A 16397-nucleotide genomic window follows, 5' to 3' on the forward strand; every position below is an offset into this window, starting at 1 on the left:
CTAGGTGCTGGGGGCGTCGGGCTATTCGGCTTCGTCGAAGCGGGCGGCAAACAGGTTGCACACCGCCTCCATGGCGTCGTCGGCATCGGGGCCCTGGCACCGCACCGTCACGGTTTTGCCCTGGCTGCCCTGCAGCAGCAGGATCCCCAGCACGCTGTCGGCTTCGGCCTGTTGCTCACCCTGGCTCAGGCAGATCTGGGCATCAAAGCCGGCGGCCAATTGCACCAATCGGGTTGCAGCCCGGGCGTGCAGCCCGAGCTTGTTGATCACCTCAACGTCCCGCTCGATCCACTCACTCATTCGCTCAGTTCGCGGTGTCTAACCTGAACACTGTCCCGGTGGGCACGGAAGCGTTGCGCCAGGGCATCGGCAACGTAAACGCTGCGGTGCTTGCCACCGGTGCAGCCGATGGCCACCGTCAGGTAGGCGCGGTTGTTGCGCTCCAGCATCGGTAGCCAGTTGAGCAGGAAGCGCTCGGTGTGGTCGATAAAGCGTGCCACGCTGCCGTGCTGCTGGAAGAACTGGGCCACCGGCTTATCCAACCCGGTCAGGGGGCGAAGCTCCGCTTCCCAGTGAGGGTTGGGCAGGAAGCGCACGTCAAACAGGTAATCGGCCTGTTTAGGCATGCCGTGCTTGAAGCCGAAGGACTCAAACACCAGCATCATCTCGCTCTCAACCTGGCCAAGCAGGCGGGTTCGTAACTCGTCCGCCAGTTGGTAGACCGAGAGATTATCGGTGAGGATGTGGTGGTCGCACTCCTGCGCCAGCGGAGCCAGCAATCGGCGCTCCTGGGCGATGGCATCCGCCAGGGACAGTCCATCGCGGGACAGGGGGTGCATCCTTCGGGTCTCGCTGTAGCGCTTGAGCAGGTGCTCATCGCCAGCGTCCAGGAAGAACACCTGCAGATCGATGTCGGGATCCAGCCGCTTCTTCAGCCGGGGGATGTCGAGCTGCTCCAACGGCAGGTTACGGATATCCAGGCTGACGGCGATGTCGCTGCGCTGGCTGACTTTGCTGCGCAGCAGTTGCGGCAGCAGTTCCAGCGGCAGGTTATCGACGCAGTAATAGCCCAGGTCTTCCATGACCCGCAGGGCGACGGTCTTACCCGCCCCGGAGCGACCAGATAGGATGATCAGCTTCACTCGGTTACCAATTCGTAGAGGAGGTGGTTGTCGTCCGCCTTGCGCAGGGCTCGGCAAAGATCCTTCTGACTCAGTTTACGAGCAACCTCGGCCAAGGTCGAGAGATGCTCCTGGCACTCGTTTTCCGGCACAAACAAGCCAAACAGCAGGTCAACCGGTTGATGATCAATGGCATCAAAAGGGATGGGTTCATCGCACTTGAGCATCACCGCCACCGGCTTGGTGATGCGGCTGAGCCGGCCATGGGGCAGGGCGATGCCCTTGCCGATGCCGGTACTGCCCATCTTCTCCCGCGCCATCAGGCTTTCAAACAGCTCGTGACGGGGAAGGTCAGGGCACTGTTCCGATGCCAGCTCGCTGATCATCTCCAGTGCCCGCTTTTTGCTCAGGCCGGGCGCAACACAGCGGGTGCGCTCCGGCGTTAACAGTTGCTCTATCTCCATCAGTGCCTGGATATTTTCTCTTTATGCTTAATCACTTGCCGGTCGAGCTTATCAACCAGCCCATCGATGGCGGCGTACATGTTCTCGTGCTCGTGGGTGGCGAACACCTCCCCCCCATTCAGGTGCAGCTTGGCTTCGGCGATCTGCTGCAGCTTCTGCACGTTCAGGATCACGTGAACGTTGTTGATGTGGTCGAAGTGGCGTTCCAATCGCTCAAACTTTTCATGCACATAGTCTCGCAAGGCTTCGGTAATATCGATGTGGTGCCCGGTAAGATTGATCTGCATAAGATGACCTCCGTTGCGCGCCGATTACAGCATTTTGCGCTGGTTCGAGGGGGGAATGGAGAGCGCCTCCCGGTACTTGGCGATGGTCCGCCGCGCCACCTGGATGCCCTGCTCCGCGAGAAGCTGTGCCATTTTGCTGTCGCTGAGAGGCTTCTTCGGGCTCTCAGCCGCCACCAGTTTCTTAATCAGCGCACGAATGGCGGTGGAGGAACACTCACCACCGGTATCTGTGCTGACGTGACTGGAGAAGAAATACTTTAGCTCGAAAATGCCTCGAGGGGTATGGATGTATTTTTGCGTGGTCACCCGACTGATGGTGGACTCGTGCATCTCCACCGCCTCCGCCACGTCGTTGAGCACCATCGGCTTCATGGCTTCGTCGCCATACTCGAGAAAGCCCTGCTGAAACTGGACGATGCAGTTGGATACCTTCATCAGGGTTTCGTTGCGGCTCTCCAGGCTCTTGATGAACCATTTGGCCTCCTGCAGGTGGCCGCGAATGAACTGGCTGTCACCGCTGTTGCGGTTGCCGCGGGAGAGGGCCGCGTATTGTTCGTTGATGCGGATCTTGGGGACGGCGTCCGGGTTGAGTTCGACCACCCAGCGGCCCTGCTTCTTGCTGACCGAGACATCTGGGATGACGTACTGACTGCTGCTGGCGGCGATGCTGCTACCGGGCCGGGGATTGAGTGATTGGATCAGTTCCATGGCGGTCCTTAACTCATCTTCACTGAGTTTAGTGCGCCGCAGCAGGGTGCGAAAGTCGCGATTTGCCAACAGATCCATATGATCCTGCAACAGGTTGCAGGCCTCCTGGCGGAACGGGGTCTGCGCCGGCAGCTGGGCCAGCTGCAGTTGCAGGCACTCGGCCAGGTCGCGGGCGCCACAGCCGATGGGATCGAACTGCTGTACCCGCTTAAGTACCGCGATCACCTCATCCAGCTCCAGCTCCGCCACCCCCTGAGCCTCCAGCACCTCCTCGGCGCTGATGGTGAGATAGCCGTGCTCGTCGATGGCGTCGATGATGGCGGTGGCGATGGCCCGATCGGTGTCGGTCATCGGCGTCAGCTCCATCTGCCACATCAGGTGGGTGTGCAGGTCATCGTGGGTTTCACCCTGGTAGAGCAGGTCGTCATCGTCACGCATCGGTCCGGCCGGGGTGGCCGGAGCCGCGCTGTAGACGTCGTCCCAGGTACTGTCCAACGGCAGGTCGTCGGACATATCGGTCTGGCTCAGGGCCTCCGGGGTCTCCATGGCGGCCTGTTCCACCACCTCGTCGCCGGCGTTGCCATCCGCCTCGGCACCGTTGCTCTCGCCCTCGGCCTGACCCAACTCTTCGGCACTTTCCAGCAGCGGGTTGGACTCCAGCGCTTCCTGAACCTCCTGTTGCAGGTCCAGCGTCGACAGCTGCAGCAGGCGAATGGCCTGTTGCAACTGCGGCGTCATCGTCAGCTGTTGACCCAACTTGAGCTGGAGTGATGTCTTCATGGTTGGCCCAATCCTTTTATCGTTCTGACTCGAGCACTGTCACAGTGGGCGGAGTGTGGCGCTAGAGCTTGAATTGATCACCCAGGTATACCGAGCGAACCAACTTATTATTGAGCACATCGTCTGGCGCCCCTTGGGCGATCATCTCGCCGTGGCTGACGATGTAGGCGTATTCGCAAACGTCCAGAGTTTCCCTCACATTGTGGTCGGTGATCAAGACGCCCAGCCCCCGCTGTTTCAGGTGCTGAATGATCTTCTTGATGTCGATAACCGAAATCGGGTCAACGCCGGCAAAGGGCTCATCCAGCAAAATAAATTGCGGGTCCGCCGCCAGTGCCCGGGCGATCTCCACCCGGCGGCGCTCCCCCCCGGACAGGCTCATGCCGAGGCTATCGCGGATGTGGGTGATGTTGAACTCCTGCAGCAGTTGCTCCAGCTTCTCCTGGCGCTCACCCTTGCTCAGGTCCTTACGGGTTTGCAGAACCGCCATCAGGTTGTCGTGCACCGACAGCTTGCGGAAGATGGAGGACTCCTGGGGCAGGTAGCCGATCCCCTTACGCGCCCGTGAGTGCATCGGCAGCAGGGTGATGTCCTCCTGATCGATGCTGATCCGGCCCTTATCGTTCTGCACCAGCCCCACCACCATGTAGAAGGTGGTGGTCTTACCGGCCCCGTTGGGGCCCAGCAACCCGACGATCTGGCCGGTCTTCACCTCCAGGCCGACGCTTTTCACCACCTGGCGGCCGTTGTAGCTCTTGGCCAGCTGCTCCGCTTTCAGCAGGGATCCACTCATGGTTGAGGCTGCTCCTCTTGCTCGGAGCCGGATTCCGGCTGCTCATCACCTTCTTTGCCGGCATTGTCCGGCAGATCGGCGGGCATGAAGATGGTGGTGATCTGCTGTTGTTCGCTGCCCTCAGCGGAGAGACGCTGCAGCGCCGCGTTGTAAACGATGCGCTCAGCGCGGACCACACTGTCTTCCTGGCTTAGCTCGGCGTCGCCGGTCATCACCAGCTCCTGGGTGTTGATGTCGTAGCGGATCTCATTGGCCTGGGCCTTGGCCATCAGACCATTCTCCATCATCTGCTGGTAGGTGGCCGGGGACCCGGTGGCCACCATCACCTGCTGACGTTTGTCCTCGGTCGAGACCAACACCAGCTTGTCCGCTTCGATCCGCAGGCTGCCCTGGACGATCAGCACGTTATCGATGTACTCCAGGGTCCGGCTGTTGTAATCCCCCTGGGTGTGATCGGCGGTGACCTTAACCGGCTGCAGGAAGTCTGCCTCGGTGGCCTGGGCCAGCGGCATCAATAGCAGACTGGCGGCGATGAGAAGCTTATTGCACTTCATAGGTTGCATTGACCTTGCGTTGTAATTTCATTTGGTTGCTATTGAGATCTGCCCATAGACCCTCGGCGCTGAGGGTGAAGGTGTTGCCCTCGGCCTCGATGATGGCATCGGAGGTCATCACCATGGTTTGCAGATCGACCGACAGGGCGGTGGTGCTGAGTCGGCTCAACGGCTCATCCGGCTCGATGGCGGTGACCAGCACCTGCTCGGTGAGCTCCAGGTAGCGGTTTTCGGTCAGCACCCCGGCGCTGGCCTCAACCTTCCAGGCGCCGTCGCCATTCTCCGGATGGATCAGGGTGACCGGACGCTCAAACTCGGTCAGCTGCTGCTCCTCGAAGTGCTGCATGCTGTCGGCGGCGATCTCACCGGTCAGCCGGCCCCGTTCGTCGAAGGAGCGGATCTTCAGTGCCCGGGCGACGAAGTCCGGATCTGAGGCACTGTCGTAGGCCGGGGCGTTGTCTTCCAGCTGCACCGAGCGCCAGTAAAGGCCCCCGGCCATGGCCAGCATCAACAGTCCGGCCAGCAACTCACGCTTCATACTGACATGCCCTTGGCGTCCGCCAGCTTGCCTTGCGCCTGCAGCAGCAGGTCACACAACTCCCGCACGGCGCCGAAGCCACCGGGCAGACTGGTGCGGAAATGGGTGTGGGGCAGCAGCGCCGGATGGGCGTCGTGCACCGCTACCGACAGACCCACCTGCTGCATCACCGGCAGGTCAACCAGGTCGTCGCCGATGTAGGCACACTGCTCATCGGTCAGCCCCAGGTCCTGCTTCAGTTGGGTATAGGCGGAGAGTTTGTCCTCACAGCCCTGGATGATGTGACTGACCCCCAGGGCGGTCATGCGGCGCTGGACGATCTGGGACTGGCGCCCGGTGATCACCGCCACCTGGACCCCGGCATGCTGTACCGCCTTGACGCCGAAGCCATCGCGGGTGTGAAACGCCTTCAGCTCCTCGCCGTCGTTACCCAGGTAGATGCGGCCATCGGAGAACACCCCGTCCACATCGCAGACCAGCAGTTTGATCCCCGATGCCCGGTCGATTACATCTTTGGCCACCGGGCCATAGAGGGTGACTATGGGTTCCATCAGATCACTCCCGCTTTGAGCATGTCCATCATATTGAGCGCACCCTCGGGTTTGCCTTCGTCATCCAGGATCAACAAGCCGTTGATCTTGCGTTGCTCCATCAGTTTAAGTGCTTCTGCCGCCAAAAGGTGGCCGGACACCGTCACCGGGTTCTTGGTCATCACCTGACCGATGGGGGTATCGTGGATCGCCACTCGCGCATCCAGAACCCGGCGCAGGTCGCCATCGGTGAACAGCCCGGTCAGCCGGCCATCGGCATCGGTGACTGCGGTCATCCCCAGCCCCTTGGCAGAGATCTCCAGCAGGGCTTCGGATACGGTGACATCTTGATTCACCCGGGGCAAGCGCTCACCGCTGTGCATGAGATCCGCCACCCGTAGCAGCAGCTTGCGCCCCAGGGCACCGCCGGGGTGGGACAGGGCAAAATCGTCGGCGGTAAAGCCCCGGGCCTGCAGCAGTGCCACCGCCAGGGCATCGCCCATTACCAGGGTGGCGGTGGTGGAGGAGGTGGGGGCCAGACCCAGCGGGCAGGCTTCCTCTTCCACCTTGATGGAGAGATGGTGCTGGGCCAGCTTGGCCATGCTGGAGTTGGCGTTGCCGGTCATGGCGATGATCGGCAGGCCGAGTCGCTTGATCACCGGGATCAGGGTCATGATCTCGCTGGCCTCACCGGAGTTGGAGATGGCGATGACCACATCTTTGGCCCCCAGCATGCCCAGGTCACCGTGACTGGCTTCACCGGGATGGACAAAAAAGGCCGGGGTGCCCGTGCTGGCCAGGGTGGCAGCGATCTTGTTGCCGATGTGGCCGCTTTTCCCCATCCCCATCACGATTACCTTACCCTGGCAGGCCAACAGGGTTTCGCAGGCGGCAATAAAGGCGCCGTCGATCTGCTGTTTGAGGTTTTGGATCGCGCCGACCTCAATGTCGATGACCCGTTTTGCCCAGGTTTGCCACTGTGTTGCTGTGGACATCGTTTCTCCCAAGGTTCAGCCGGTCAGATTGAACAGGCTGATTTGATAAGCAATAAAACAGAGCACCAGCAGCGCGCCCTCGGGGCGGCCGAAGCTGCGATTGCGTTTGAGCAAGAGTACCAGCAGGGGAACCAGGCTGGTAGCCAGCATAATGTAGAAATCCCGGCCCGCAGCGGCGGCATCAATGGCACCGGGGGCAATGAGGGTTGGAATTGCCAAAACGGCCAGGATATTGAACAGGTTGGAGCCTACCACATTGCCGATGACCAGGTCGTCCTCGCCCTTGAGCAAGCCGGCGATGCAGGCGGCCAGCTCCGGCAAACTGGTGCCCACCGCAATGATGGTCAGGCCTATCACCAGGTCGGACAGGCCAAAGTGACGAGCGATCACCACCGCGTGCTCCACCATCATGTCGGCGGCGAACGGCAGCACCACCATTCCCACGGTCAGCCACAGCAGGGCTTTGGCCATGGGGATATCGGTGGGCACCTCGTCTTCCACCTCGGCCATCAGCAGGTCCTTTTCCCGGGCACGCAGGGCGGACAACACCAGGTAGCCCATCACCCCGACAAAGGCCGCCCCCAGGATAATCCCGTCCCAGCGGCTCAACTCCAGGTCGTGCATCAGGTAGCCGGCCAGGATGGTGGCGGCCAGCATCAGCGGCATCTCTTTGACCAGGGTGGATGAACTGACCAACAGTGGGCGCAGCAGCGCGCTGGCCCCCAGGATCAGGGTGATGTTGGCGATGTTGGAACCGATGACGTTGCCGACGGCGGTGTCCAGCTTGCCCTCCAGGGCAGCGCTGGCAGCGACCATGGCTTCCGGGGCCGATGAGCCCATGGAGACGATGGTCAAGCCGATGATCAAGGGCGGCAAGCCCAGGTTGCGTGCCACAGCAGCGGCACCGAAGACGAAGCGATCCGCGCTCCAAACCAGCAGGCCCAGGCCCAGGAGCAGCAGTAGCAGGTTCAGGATCATGCCAGGATACGGAGGGGTCGTGGACTGGACGCGCATTGTCGCTTGAACCGAGGTAAAAGAAAAGAGCAGCGGATTGTTAACTGCTTGTGCGGCGCGTAAAATGGACCCCTTGCTTGCCGGTGAAAAGGAGTTTCTGGGCGGCACAGTCCCCCAATGATGGCCATGCAAAATCAATCGCTTGACTCGGCCCTGGTGGAGGTCTCCGGAATGACCTTCCGCCGTGGCAGTCGGACCATTTTTCAGGATCTGACCCTCACCATCCCCCGCGGCCGCGTGACCGCCATCATGGGGCCCAGTGGCATCGGCAAAACCACCTTGCTGAAGCTGATTGGCGCGCAGCTGACCCCGGATGCCGGTTCGGTGCGCTTCGATGGCCATGATCTTCACCGCCTCTCCCGCAGCGATCTCTATCGCCAGCGCCGCCGTATGAGCATGCTGTTTCAATCCGGTGCGCTGTTTACCGACATGTCGGTGTTCGACAACGTGGCCTTTCCCCTGCGCGAGCACACCCAACTGAATGAAGACCTGATCCGCCGCATCGTGCTGATGAAGCTGGAGGCGGTGGGGCTGCGCGGCGCCGCTGAGCTGATGCCGTCGGAGCTGTCCGGCGGGATGCAGCGCCGAGCGGCGCTGGCCCGGGCCATCGCCCTGGAGCCGGAGCTGGTGATGTACGACGAGCCCTTTGCCGGTCAGGACCCGATCTCCATGGGGGTGTTGGTCAAGCTGATCCGCGACCTGGGCGATGCGTTGTCGCTGACCTCGGTGGTGGTCTCCCATGACGTGGACGAGGTGATGAGCATCGCCGACCAGGTCTATGTGATTGCCGGGGGCAAGGTGGTAGGCGCGGGCACACCGGAGCAGATCCGTGCTATCGACACGCCGGAGTTGCGCCAGTTTCTGCAAGGGGCGCCGGACGGCCCGGTGCGCTTCCATCATCCCAGCGAGGCTTACCTTAAGGAGTTGCTGCAGTGAACGGCTTGGAGAGTATTGCCCGCCTGGGACGGGGTGGCCTGGCCTGGGTGACCGGGCTTGGGCGCGCGCTGCTGATGTTAATGGGGGCGTTGTTGGCGCGCCCGCAGCCGGGCAAGATGACCCCGTTGCTGATCAAGCAGCTGTACCAGATCGGGGTGTTGTCGGTGGTGATCATCCTGGTATCCGGCCTCTTTATCGGCATGGTGCTGGGGTTGCAGGGCTACATCATCCTGGTGGATTTTGGCACCGAGGAGAGCCTGGGCCCGATGGTGGCCCTGTCGCTGCTGCGGGAGCTGGGGCCGGTGGTGACCGCGCTGCTGTTCGCCGGGCGAGCGGGGTCGGCGGTCACCGCCGAGATTGGCCTGATGAAAACCACCGAGCAGCTGGCCTCGATGGAGATGATGGCGGTGGATCCGCTGCGTCGGGTGGTGGCGCCGCGTTTCTGGGCCGGGGTGATCGCCATGCCGCTGCTCACCGTGATCTTTGTGGCGGTGGGGATCTGGGGTGGCCACCTGGTGGGGGTGGATTGGAAGGGGATCGACAGTGGCGCCTTCTGGTCGATCCTCAACGCCTCAGTGGAGTGGCGACAGGATATTGTGAACTGTTTGATTAAGAGCCTGGTGTTTGCCTTCGTGGTGATCTGGATTGCGCTGTTCAAGGGCTACGATGCCCTGCCCACCGCGGAAGGGATCAGCCGGGCGACCACCGAGACCGTGGTCCATGCCTCGCTGGCGGTGTTGGCGCTGGATTTTGTTTTGACTGCACTGATGTTTGGGTAAAAGGATGAATTCAAAGAAAACCGAATTGGCGGTTGGCGCCTTTCTGCTGGCTGGCCTGGTGGCGTTTCTGGTGCTGGTGTTCAAGGTGGCCAACATCGATCCCCGCGCCCACAACAACACCTACCAACTGGAAGCCCACTTCGACAACATCGGCAGTCTCAAGGTGCGTTCACCGGTGAAGGTGGGTGGCGTGGTGGTAGGTCGGGTCACCCGGATTGGCTTGGACCCGATGCAGCTGACCCCGGTGGTCACCCTGGCCATCGATGTTCGCTATGACCAGTTCCCGGACACCAGCAGCCTGTCGATCCTGACCTCCGGTCTGTTGGGTGAGCAGTACGTGGGACTGACCCCGGGCTTCTATGACGAGGAGGAGGGCGCCTTCTTGGCGGACGGTGACCGGGTTGAGGATACCCGTAGCGCCATGGTGCTGGAGGAGCTGATAGGTCAGTTCCTCTATAGTGTGGGACAGGGTGAATAAGGAGCAGTACCGATGAGAGCGATGTTGGCAGCGGCGTTGGCCGTGATGATGTGGGCTGCACCCGCTTGGGCTGAACACGACAGCAGCGACCCTTACAAACTGGTGCAGCAGGTTGCAGAAGCCACCTTCCAGCGCTTTGAGCAGGACAAGGAGGCCATCTCGGCAGATCCTGACCACCTCAAGCTGATCGTGGAAGAGGAGATGATGCCCTACGTCGACCACCGCTATGCGGCGCTCAAGGTGGTCGGTCCCCAGGCGCGTCAGATCGACAGGGCTGAGCTGCAAAGGTTCACGGACGTCTTCAGGCAGTATATGATTGCCACCTTTGCTCAGGCATTCACCGAATATACTAACCAAACCGTTGAGTTTCAGCCGGGCCAGGCACCGGCGGATCGACGTATCGTGACCGTTGGCGTCACGATTGTGGATCCCAGCCGCCCGGCGATTTCAGTCCAGTTCAAAGCGCGCCGCAATAACAAGACGGGCCAATGGAAGGCGATCGACCTGATTGCCGAGGGCGTCAGTCTGCTGGCCACCAAGGAAGCAGAGATCGGCGGCCTGATCCGCCGTCAGGGGATCCGCTCAGTCAGCGATATGCTGGCGGAGCAGAGCGCCAAGCCGCTGACCCCGGCCAAGCGCGCCTCATGAGCGGTTTAGAGCATCGCCTTGAGGGCGATAGCCTTTGGCTCAATGGTGTACTTAACGAAGCGGTGGTGATGTCGCTGTGGTCCCAGTTGGACTCATGGCAGCAGGTCACCACCCTGGAACTCGGTGCCTTGAAGCAGATTGACAGTGCTGGGCTTGCGCTGTTGCTGGAGCTGGAGAGCCGGGCCCGTGTCCGGCAGCAACCGCTGCAGTGGCTCAGCGTGCCGGCCGCCATGCAACGATTGATGGGGCTGTATGACCTTCAACTGGCCGAGGGCCGCTTGGGGGCACACACCGAGATCGAGGAACAGAACGATGGAACTGAATGAGATTGAACAGCGCTTGCAGGATGCCATGGCCTTGGCCGAGGTTCATGTGAGCGCCGAGGGCACCCACTACAAGATCGTGGTGGTGGGGGAAGGCTTTGAGGGCCAGTCCAAGGTCAAGCGTCAGCAGGCGGTGTATGCCCCGCTGATGGACAAGATCACCGATGGAACACTGCACGCCTTGACCATCAAGGCATTCACGCCAGCGGAGTGGCAACGCGAAAAAATCTTCAACATGCCAAGCTGATACTGGCGGAGAATAAGTGGATAAATTGCAAGTTCGGGCCGCAGGCCCCCTCGCTGGCGAGGTCACCATCTCCGGTGCCAAGAACGCCGCGTTGCCGATCCTGATGTCGGCGGTATTGGCTCAGGACACCATGACCCTGGGTAACGTTCCGCAACTGCGGGATGTGGCCACCACCATTGCGCTGCTGCGTCAATTGGGCGCCGAGGTCAGTGACCTGGAAAACGGCACCCTGACCATCAACCCAGCCACCATCAGCCACTGTGTGGCGGAGTACGATCTGGTTAAGACCATGCGCGCCTCCATCATGCTGCTGGGGCCGCTGGTGGCCAAATACGGCCACGCCGACGTGTCTCTGCCCGGTGGCTGTGCCATTGGCGCCCGCCCGGTCAACCTGCACATCCAGGGCCTAGAGGCCATGGGCGCCGAGGTGACCGTGGAAGAGGGCTATGTGAAGGCCCGCGTTGATGGCCGCCTCAAGGGCGCCACCATCCTGATGGACGTGGTGTCGGTTACCGGCACTGAGAACCTGATGGCGGCCGCCACCCTGGCGGACGGGGTAACCTTCATCGAGAACGCCGCCCGCGAACCGGAGGTGGTCGATCTGGCCTCCTGCCTGAACGCCATGGGCGCCAAGATCTCTGGTGCCGGCACCGACGTGATCCGCATCGAAGGGGTAGAGAAGCTCAATGGCATCCGCTACCAGGTGATGCCGGACCGCATTGAAACCGGCACCTACCTGGTGGCCGCCGCCGCGACCCGAGGCCAGGTGGTGTGCCGCAATGCCGCCCCGGAAACCCTGGAGCCGGTGCTGCTGAAGCTGGAAGAGGCCGGTGCCAAGGTGGAACGGGGTGACGATTGGATCAGCCTGGACATGGAGGGCCGCCGTGCCAAGCCGGTCTCCATCAAGACCGCGCCTCACCCGGCGTTCCCCACCGACATGCAGGCGCAGTTCTGCACCCTCAATGCGCTGGCGGAAGGCCACTCCAAGGTGACCGAAACCATCTTTGAGAACCGCTTTATGCACGTGCCGGAACTGCAGCGCATGGGCGCAGTGATGGACCTGGATGGTCATACCTGCCTGATCGACGGCCGTGAGACCCTGCAGGGGGCCCAGGTGATGGCGACCGATCTGCGCGCCTCCGCCTGTCTGGTGATCGCCGGCCTAGTGGCCAGCGGCACCACGGTGGTGGATCGCATCTATCACCTGGACCGCGGCTACGAGCAGATTGAGCACAAGCTGGCGGGCCTGGGTGCCGACGTTAGCCGACTCAAGGCCTAAAGCGGTTCCGGTTAGGTCCCAATACCAAAAACGCCCGTCAGTGACGGGCGTTTTTTTGTGGCCTGCTTGAGCCCTGGCTTAGAGCTCCAGCCAGGCCAATAGCCGTTGCCAGGCTTGCGGGTCCAGCTCGTTGTGCCCATTTTGTACCACCGCATCGCGGTACTGCTGCCGCTCTGGCAGGCTGGCCAGCAAGGGGATCTTCAGCGGGGTCAGGAAGCGCTCCAGCAGTTCGGTCTGGTTGTCGCTCTGCAGTCGGTTAGCCAGTACGCCGATGGCCGGCTCGCGCCGGCGGAACTGGGGGTGGAACAGCAGGTCTGGCAGAAAGCGGCCCAGCGCTTTGACGTCCAGCGGGTTGGCCTGGCAGGGCAGCAGGATACGGTCGGCGTAGCCCAGCAGGCGGCTGAGCAGGGCAGGATCCAGGTTGGCGGGGGAGTCCATCAGGATGCAGCCGGCATCTGCGGGGACCCGCAGCCGCATCGACTCCAGCCGGGCCCGGCGTGGGTCATCATCCACCGCGTAGAGATCGGGCTGCTCCTGGGCCCACTGCAGGCTGCTGCCCTGGGGATCGAAGTCCACCAGGGCAGGGCGGTGACCCTGCTGGTTGAGCAGGGTCAGCAACTGGGTGGTGATGGTGGATTTGCCCACGCCGCCCTTGTTGTTGAGGATCAGGATCCGCGGGCCAAGGTAGGCGCTTAAGCTGACCAGGCTGCGAGGGGCAGCCTGGATCGGAGGGGAAGTGAGGGAAGCAGCACTCAACATGGGGATTCCAGCCAGGGGGTTTACCCCTTTAAAGCGACCGTCGACCCAGTGCAATAAAGCCCCGCGTTAGCGCGGCGCCTCGGCCGCCATTGGCGGCTTCTCATCGATGGTGACCGGCACGCTGAAGCGACGGCCCTGACGGATCAGGGTGATGTTGACCTCGTGACCCGGCGGGGTCTCGGCGATGCTGTCCATCAGCATGTCGGTACTGACGATGGCTTCGCCATTGAAGGCCACCAGCACATCGTTGGGGCGCAGTCCGGCCCGGTCCGCCGGCCCACCTGGTTCCACCTCGCCCACGGCCACCCCCATCACCTCGGTCAGCCGAAGCAGGCGGGCAATGGTGGGATTAACCGGGCTGCCAGACAGGCCAAGATGGCCACGGATCACCCGGCCGTCGCGGATCAGCTTGCCCATGATCTTGTAGGCCAGCTCAATGGGGATGGCGAAGTTCAAGCCGACGCCGGCGTCGCCGAGCCATTGGTAGTTGGCGGTATTGATCCCCACCAGTACCCCGTCGGCATCCACCAGGGCACCGCCGGAGTTGCCCTGGTTAATGGCGGCGTCGGTCTGGATAAAATCCTGGTAGGAGGAGCTCAGACCGTTGCGGCCGGTGGCGCTGATGATCCCCTGGGTGATGGTCTGGCCCAGGTTATAGGGGTTGCCGATGGCCAGCACCATGTCACCCACCTTGGGCTGACGCTTCAGATCCAGGGGGATCACCGGCAGATCGGACTCGGCGATCTGCAGCACCGCCAGATCGGTGTAGGGATCGGAGCCGATCATCTCGGCATTGGCCAGGCGGCCGTCCTGCAGGGCGACGAAGATCTGATCGGCGGAGCTCACCACGTGGTAGTTGGTGAGGATGTAGCCGTCACCGTGCATGATGATGCCGCTGCCCAGTCCCTGGGGCAGTAGCTGAGAGAAGTTGCCCCGGGTCTGACGATGCGAGTAGATGTTGACCACTGCCGGTGCGGCACGACGCACCGCGCTGGAGAAGCTGGCGCGCTCGACCTGACTGATGCTGCGATCCAGCCGCGGCAAACGTTCGCGCAGGCTGGGATTGAGCACCACGATAATGATGGCCAGGGCCAGTCCGGCCAGGACCGGTTTCAAGATATAGCGTATTAAAGGTAACGCTTTCACAGTGATAGCCTCTTCATAGTGGCTTGATCCTACCCCTCAGGCTGAATCACGACAACCAAAAAGGCGGCCCGCAGGCCGCCTGTATAGGGATGGAACAGGCTCAGCGCAGGATCACCATCAGGGTGCTGCCATCGCGCATGACCGAAGCGGCGAAGGGGCCTTCGTAATCATCGAGCAGCTCACGCAGCTCACCCAGGTCACTGATCGGGGTGCGGCCCCGGTTCATCAGGCTGACCCCGGTAATGACGTCACCCACCTGCAGGCCGTTGCCCGCTGCGGGTGACCGATCGGCCAGCTCGGATACGGAGACACCGCTGACATCGCCCTCCTTGAAGCTGGACAGCTTGGCGCCTTCCAGCGCCGGGTGGATAACGCTGGCCTGGACGCTCTCGCCCGGGGCTTCGTTGAGGGTCACCTCGACGTTCTCCTCCTCACCGTCGCGGATCAGCCCCAGGCTGACGGTGGCACCGGCCCCCATGGTGGCGACCTTGGCGCGCAGCTCCTGGAAGGTTTTGATCTTCTTACCGTTCAACCGAATGATGATGTCACCCGCTTGCAAGCCCGCAGCCGCCGCAGCGGAGTCCGGCAGGACCTGGCTGACGTAGGCACCGTGCTTGGTGTCCAGGCCGAACAGCTGGGCGGTCTCGTTGTTGAGCTCGCCGCCGAGGATCCCCAACACGCCACGGCGCACCTCGCCAAATTCCAGGATCTGACTGGTCAGGTTCTGCACCATGTTGATGGGAATAGCGAAGCCGATGCCCACGTTGCCGCCACTGGGGGCAATGATGGCGGTGTTGATGCCGATCAGTTCACCGTTGAGATTGACCAGGGCACCGCCGGAGTTGCCGCTGTTGATGGCGGCGTCGGTCTGGATGAAGCTTTGGTAGCCGTCGCCATCCAGGCCTCGGGCCAGGGCGGAGACAATGCCGGAGGTGACGGTCTGGCCCAGGCCGAAGGGGTTGCCGATGGCCACGGTAAAGTCGCCCACCTTGAGCTTGTCCGAGTCGGACATCTTAACGGCGGTCAGCTCGTCGGCTTCCACCTGCAGTACCGCCACGTCGGTATCCGGATCGGAGCCGATCAGCTTGGCCTCAAACTCACGGCCATCACTGAGGTTGATGACGATCTTGTCGGCGTTGTCGATCACATGGTGGTTGGTAATGACGTAGCCCTTGTCAGCGTCGACGATAACACCGGAGCCCAGGCCGCGGAACGGCCGAGACCGCTCCTGACCATGGGGATTGGGGCCAAAGAAGAAGCGAAACGGCTCGGGGATGGATTGGCGGGCAGTCTGGGTGCCCTCGACGGACACGGAGACCACCGCCGGAGAGACCCGTTCAATCATCGGGGCCAGGCTGGGTAGCGCCTGACCCTCCACCGCATTGGGCAGTGCCGCTTGGGCGGGTAGGGCAGTCAAACCCGCTACCAGCAGGGCAGCGGAAAGTAAGGTTGTTGTTTTTTTCATCAGTGATCAATCTCCTGCAACCACATCACGGAAAATACCTAACTTGCGACCATGCTCTCGACGGGAAGTTCCACCCGACTTGTTGAGGGCTTAGCCGTTGGCGGCCTTGGGGCTCTCGCTGATGATGCCATGGGACCCTTTGACGTAGTCCTTCGGCGGCAGGCTTTCGACGCTGTCGCCGTCGCCCTTGTCCTCCAGCTTCGGCTGGTTGGCCGGCAGTGGGGTGAGCTGACCGTCGCCCAGCATGCCTTTGGCGGAGTCGTTCCAGAAGCGATTGGCCTTGTCCAGGCTGCTGCTCAGCTGAGACATCAGCTCGCGAGACTGTTCGAAGTAGTCGGCCACTTCCTGGCGCTGCTGGTCCAGCTCAAATTTGGCCTGGGTCAGCTCCCGTTGCAGGGCCCGGTTGTCTTCGCCATTGCCCTTGAAGCGCCAATGGATCAGGTAACCGATGCCGATGCCGATAAACAGAAAGATCAAGCTGGGTGCCCAGGTCATAAATACTCCTTTCGAGGCCGGATAAAAACGATGCCCACAGTGGTAACGTGTTGCGCTG

The 16397-nt window shown here is 62.0% G+C and carries 22 protein-coding genes; 7 read left to right on the forward strand and 15 right to left on the reverse strand.

What is annotated here, in order from left to right:
* Positions 1 to 21: 21 nt before the first annotated feature.
* From BUC04_RS16300 to BUC04_RS23725, 11 genes are all read right to left on the reverse strand, one after another.
* The gene (locus BUC04_RS16300) at positions 22 to 300 is read right to left on the reverse strand and encodes an HPr family phosphocarrier protein (protein ID WP_067662775.1); all 279 of its coding nucleotides are present in this window, start codon (positions 298 to 300) and stop codon (positions 22 to 24) included.
* Entirely contained in the window at positions 297 to 1142 is an 846-nt protein-coding gene (gene rapZ, locus BUC04_RS16305) for an RNase adapter RapZ (RefSeq protein WP_067662778.1), read from the reverse strand. The genes BUC04_RS16300 and rapZ overlap by 4 nt, the downstream gene beginning before the upstream one ends.
* Positions 1139 to 1585 carry a PTS IIA-like nitrogen regulatory protein PtsN gene (gene ptsN / locus BUC04_RS16310; RefSeq protein WP_067662781.1) on the reverse strand — a complete coding sequence of 149 codons (447 nt, stop codon included), beginning with the start codon at positions 1583 to 1585 and terminating at the stop codon, positions 1139 to 1141. Before ptsN ends, rapZ begins: the two co-directional genes overlap by 4 nt.
* Positions 1585 to 1872 (reverse strand): ribosome hibernation promoting factor, encoded by a 288-nt coding sequence (gene hpf, locus BUC04_RS16315; protein WP_067662784.1) that lies wholly within the window; start codon positions 1870 to 1872, stop codon positions 1585 to 1587. The genes ptsN and hpf overlap by 1 nt, the downstream gene beginning before the upstream one ends.
* Before the next feature lie 24 nt (positions 1873 to 1896).
* Positions 1897 to 3360, reverse strand: a complete 1464-nt coding sequence (locus BUC04_RS16320; protein WP_067662789.1) for an RNA polymerase factor sigma-54 — start codon at positions 3358 to 3360, stop codon at positions 1897 to 1899.
* 61 nt (positions 3361 to 3421) lie between these two features.
* Positions 3422 to 4153 carry an LPS export ABC transporter ATP-binding protein gene (lptB, locus tag BUC04_RS16325; protein WP_067662793.1) on the reverse strand — a complete coding sequence of 244 codons (732 nt, stop codon included), beginning with the start codon at positions 4151 to 4153 and terminating at the stop codon, positions 3422 to 3424.
* A complete protein-coding gene (gene lptA / locus BUC04_RS16330; protein WP_067662795.1) occupies positions 4150 to 4707 on the reverse strand; it encodes a lipopolysaccharide transport periplasmic protein LptA in 558 nt (185 codons plus the stop codon). The genes lptB and lptA overlap by 4 nt, the downstream gene beginning before the upstream one ends.
* Positions 4694 to 5245, reverse strand: a complete 552-nt coding sequence (gene lptC, locus BUC04_RS16335) for an LPS export ABC transporter periplasmic protein LptC (RefSeq protein WP_067662797.1) — start codon at positions 5243 to 5245, stop codon at positions 4694 to 4696. Before lptC ends, lptA begins: the two co-directional genes overlap by 14 nt.
* The gene (gene kdsC / locus BUC04_RS16340; protein WP_067662799.1) at positions 5242 to 5796 is read right to left on the reverse strand and encodes a 3-deoxy-manno-octulosonate-8-phosphatase KdsC; all 555 of its coding nucleotides are present in this window, start codon (positions 5794 to 5796) and stop codon (positions 5242 to 5244) included. The genes lptC and kdsC overlap by 4 nt, the downstream gene beginning before the upstream one ends.
* Positions 5796 to 6770: a KpsF/GutQ family sugar-phosphate isomerase gene (locus BUC04_RS23720; protein WP_067662802.1), complete on the reverse strand. Its 975-nt coding sequence runs from the start codon at positions 6768 to 6770 to the stop codon at positions 5796 to 5798. The genes kdsC and BUC04_RS23720 overlap by 1 nt, the downstream gene beginning before the upstream one ends.
* A gap of 15 nt (positions 6771 to 6785) precedes the next feature.
* A complete protein-coding gene (locus tag BUC04_RS23725) occupies positions 6786 to 7748 on the reverse strand; it encodes a calcium/sodium antiporter (RefSeq protein ID WP_067662805.1) in 963 nt (320 codons plus the stop codon).
* 156 nt (positions 7749 to 7904) lie between these two features.
* On the opposite strand from BUC04_RS23725, the gene BUC04_RS16350 reads away from it, so the two are divergent.
* Genes BUC04_RS16350 through murA form a run of 7 tightly spaced genes read left to right on the forward strand, consistent with a single transcriptional unit; the run spans position 7905 to position 12474 of the window.
* Positions 7905 to 8720 (forward strand): ATP-binding cassette domain-containing protein, encoded by an 816-nt coding sequence (locus BUC04_RS16350; protein WP_143165772.1) that lies wholly within the window; start codon positions 7905 to 7907, stop codon positions 8718 to 8720.
* Positions 8717 to 9499, forward strand: a complete 783-nt coding sequence (gene mlaE, locus BUC04_RS16355; protein WP_143165764.1) for a lipid asymmetry maintenance ABC transporter permease subunit MlaE — start codon at positions 8717 to 8719, stop codon at positions 9497 to 9499. Before BUC04_RS16350 ends, mlaE begins: the two co-directional genes overlap by 4 nt.
* Positions 9500 to 9503: 4 nt before the next feature.
* On the forward strand, positions 9504 to 9977 hold the full coding sequence (mlaD, locus tag BUC04_RS16360; protein ID WP_067662808.1) for an outer membrane lipid asymmetry maintenance protein MlaD: 474 nt from the start codon (positions 9504 to 9506) through the stop codon (positions 9975 to 9977).
* A gap of 12 nt (positions 9978 to 9989) precedes the next feature.
* A complete protein-coding gene (locus BUC04_RS16365; protein ID WP_073326001.1) occupies positions 9990 to 10625 on the forward strand; it encodes an MlaC/ttg2D family ABC transporter substrate-binding protein in 636 nt (211 codons plus the stop codon).
* A complete protein-coding gene (locus tag BUC04_RS16370) occupies positions 10622 to 10951 on the forward strand; it encodes an STAS domain-containing protein (protein WP_067662814.1) in 330 nt (109 codons plus the stop codon). The genes BUC04_RS16365 and BUC04_RS16370 overlap by 4 nt, the downstream gene beginning before the upstream one ends.
* Positions 10938 to 11195, forward strand: coding sequence for a BolA family protein (locus BUC04_RS16375; protein ID WP_067662817.1), 258 nt, complete (start codon positions 10938 to 10940; stop codon positions 11193 to 11195). Before BUC04_RS16370 ends, BUC04_RS16375 begins: the two co-directional genes overlap by 14 nt.
* A gap of 16 nt (positions 11196 to 11211) precedes the next feature.
* Entirely contained in the window at positions 11212 to 12474 is a 1263-nt protein-coding gene (gene murA / locus BUC04_RS16380; RefSeq protein ID WP_067662820.1) for a UDP-N-acetylglucosamine 1-carboxyvinyltransferase, read from the forward strand.
* A gap of 78 nt (positions 12475 to 12552) precedes the next feature.
* Here murA and BUC04_RS16385 read toward each other — a convergent pair whose 3' ends face one another.
* The 4 genes from BUC04_RS16385 to BUC04_RS16400 form a co-directional block, all read right to left on the reverse strand.
* A complete protein-coding gene (locus tag BUC04_RS16385) occupies positions 12553 to 13233 on the reverse strand; it encodes a ParA family protein (RefSeq protein ID WP_067662824.1) in 681 nt (226 codons plus the stop codon).
* A 66-nt stretch (positions 13234 to 13299) separates the two neighbouring features.
* Positions 13300 to 14385, reverse strand: coding sequence for an outer membrane-stress sensor serine endopeptidase DegS (gene degS, locus BUC04_RS16390; protein WP_067662830.1), 1086 nt, complete (start codon positions 14383 to 14385; stop codon positions 13300 to 13302).
* Between the two features lie 94 nt (positions 14386 to 14479).
* On the reverse strand, positions 14480 to 15844 hold the full coding sequence (locus BUC04_RS16395) for a DegQ family serine endoprotease (RefSeq protein WP_067662832.1): 1365 nt from the start codon (positions 15842 to 15844) through the stop codon (positions 14480 to 14482).
* 90 nt (positions 15845 to 15934) lie between these two features.
* Positions 15935 to 16339: a Z-ring associated ZapG family protein gene (locus BUC04_RS16400; protein WP_067662835.1), complete on the reverse strand. Its 405-nt coding sequence runs from the start codon at positions 16337 to 16339 to the stop codon at positions 15935 to 15937.
* Positions 16340 to 16397: the final 58 nt, after the last annotated feature.

Source organism: Ferrimonas marina, assembly GCF_900129905.1.
Classification (GTDB): Bacteria; Pseudomonadota; Gammaproteobacteria; order Enterobacterales; family Shewanellaceae; genus Ferrimonas; species Ferrimonas marina.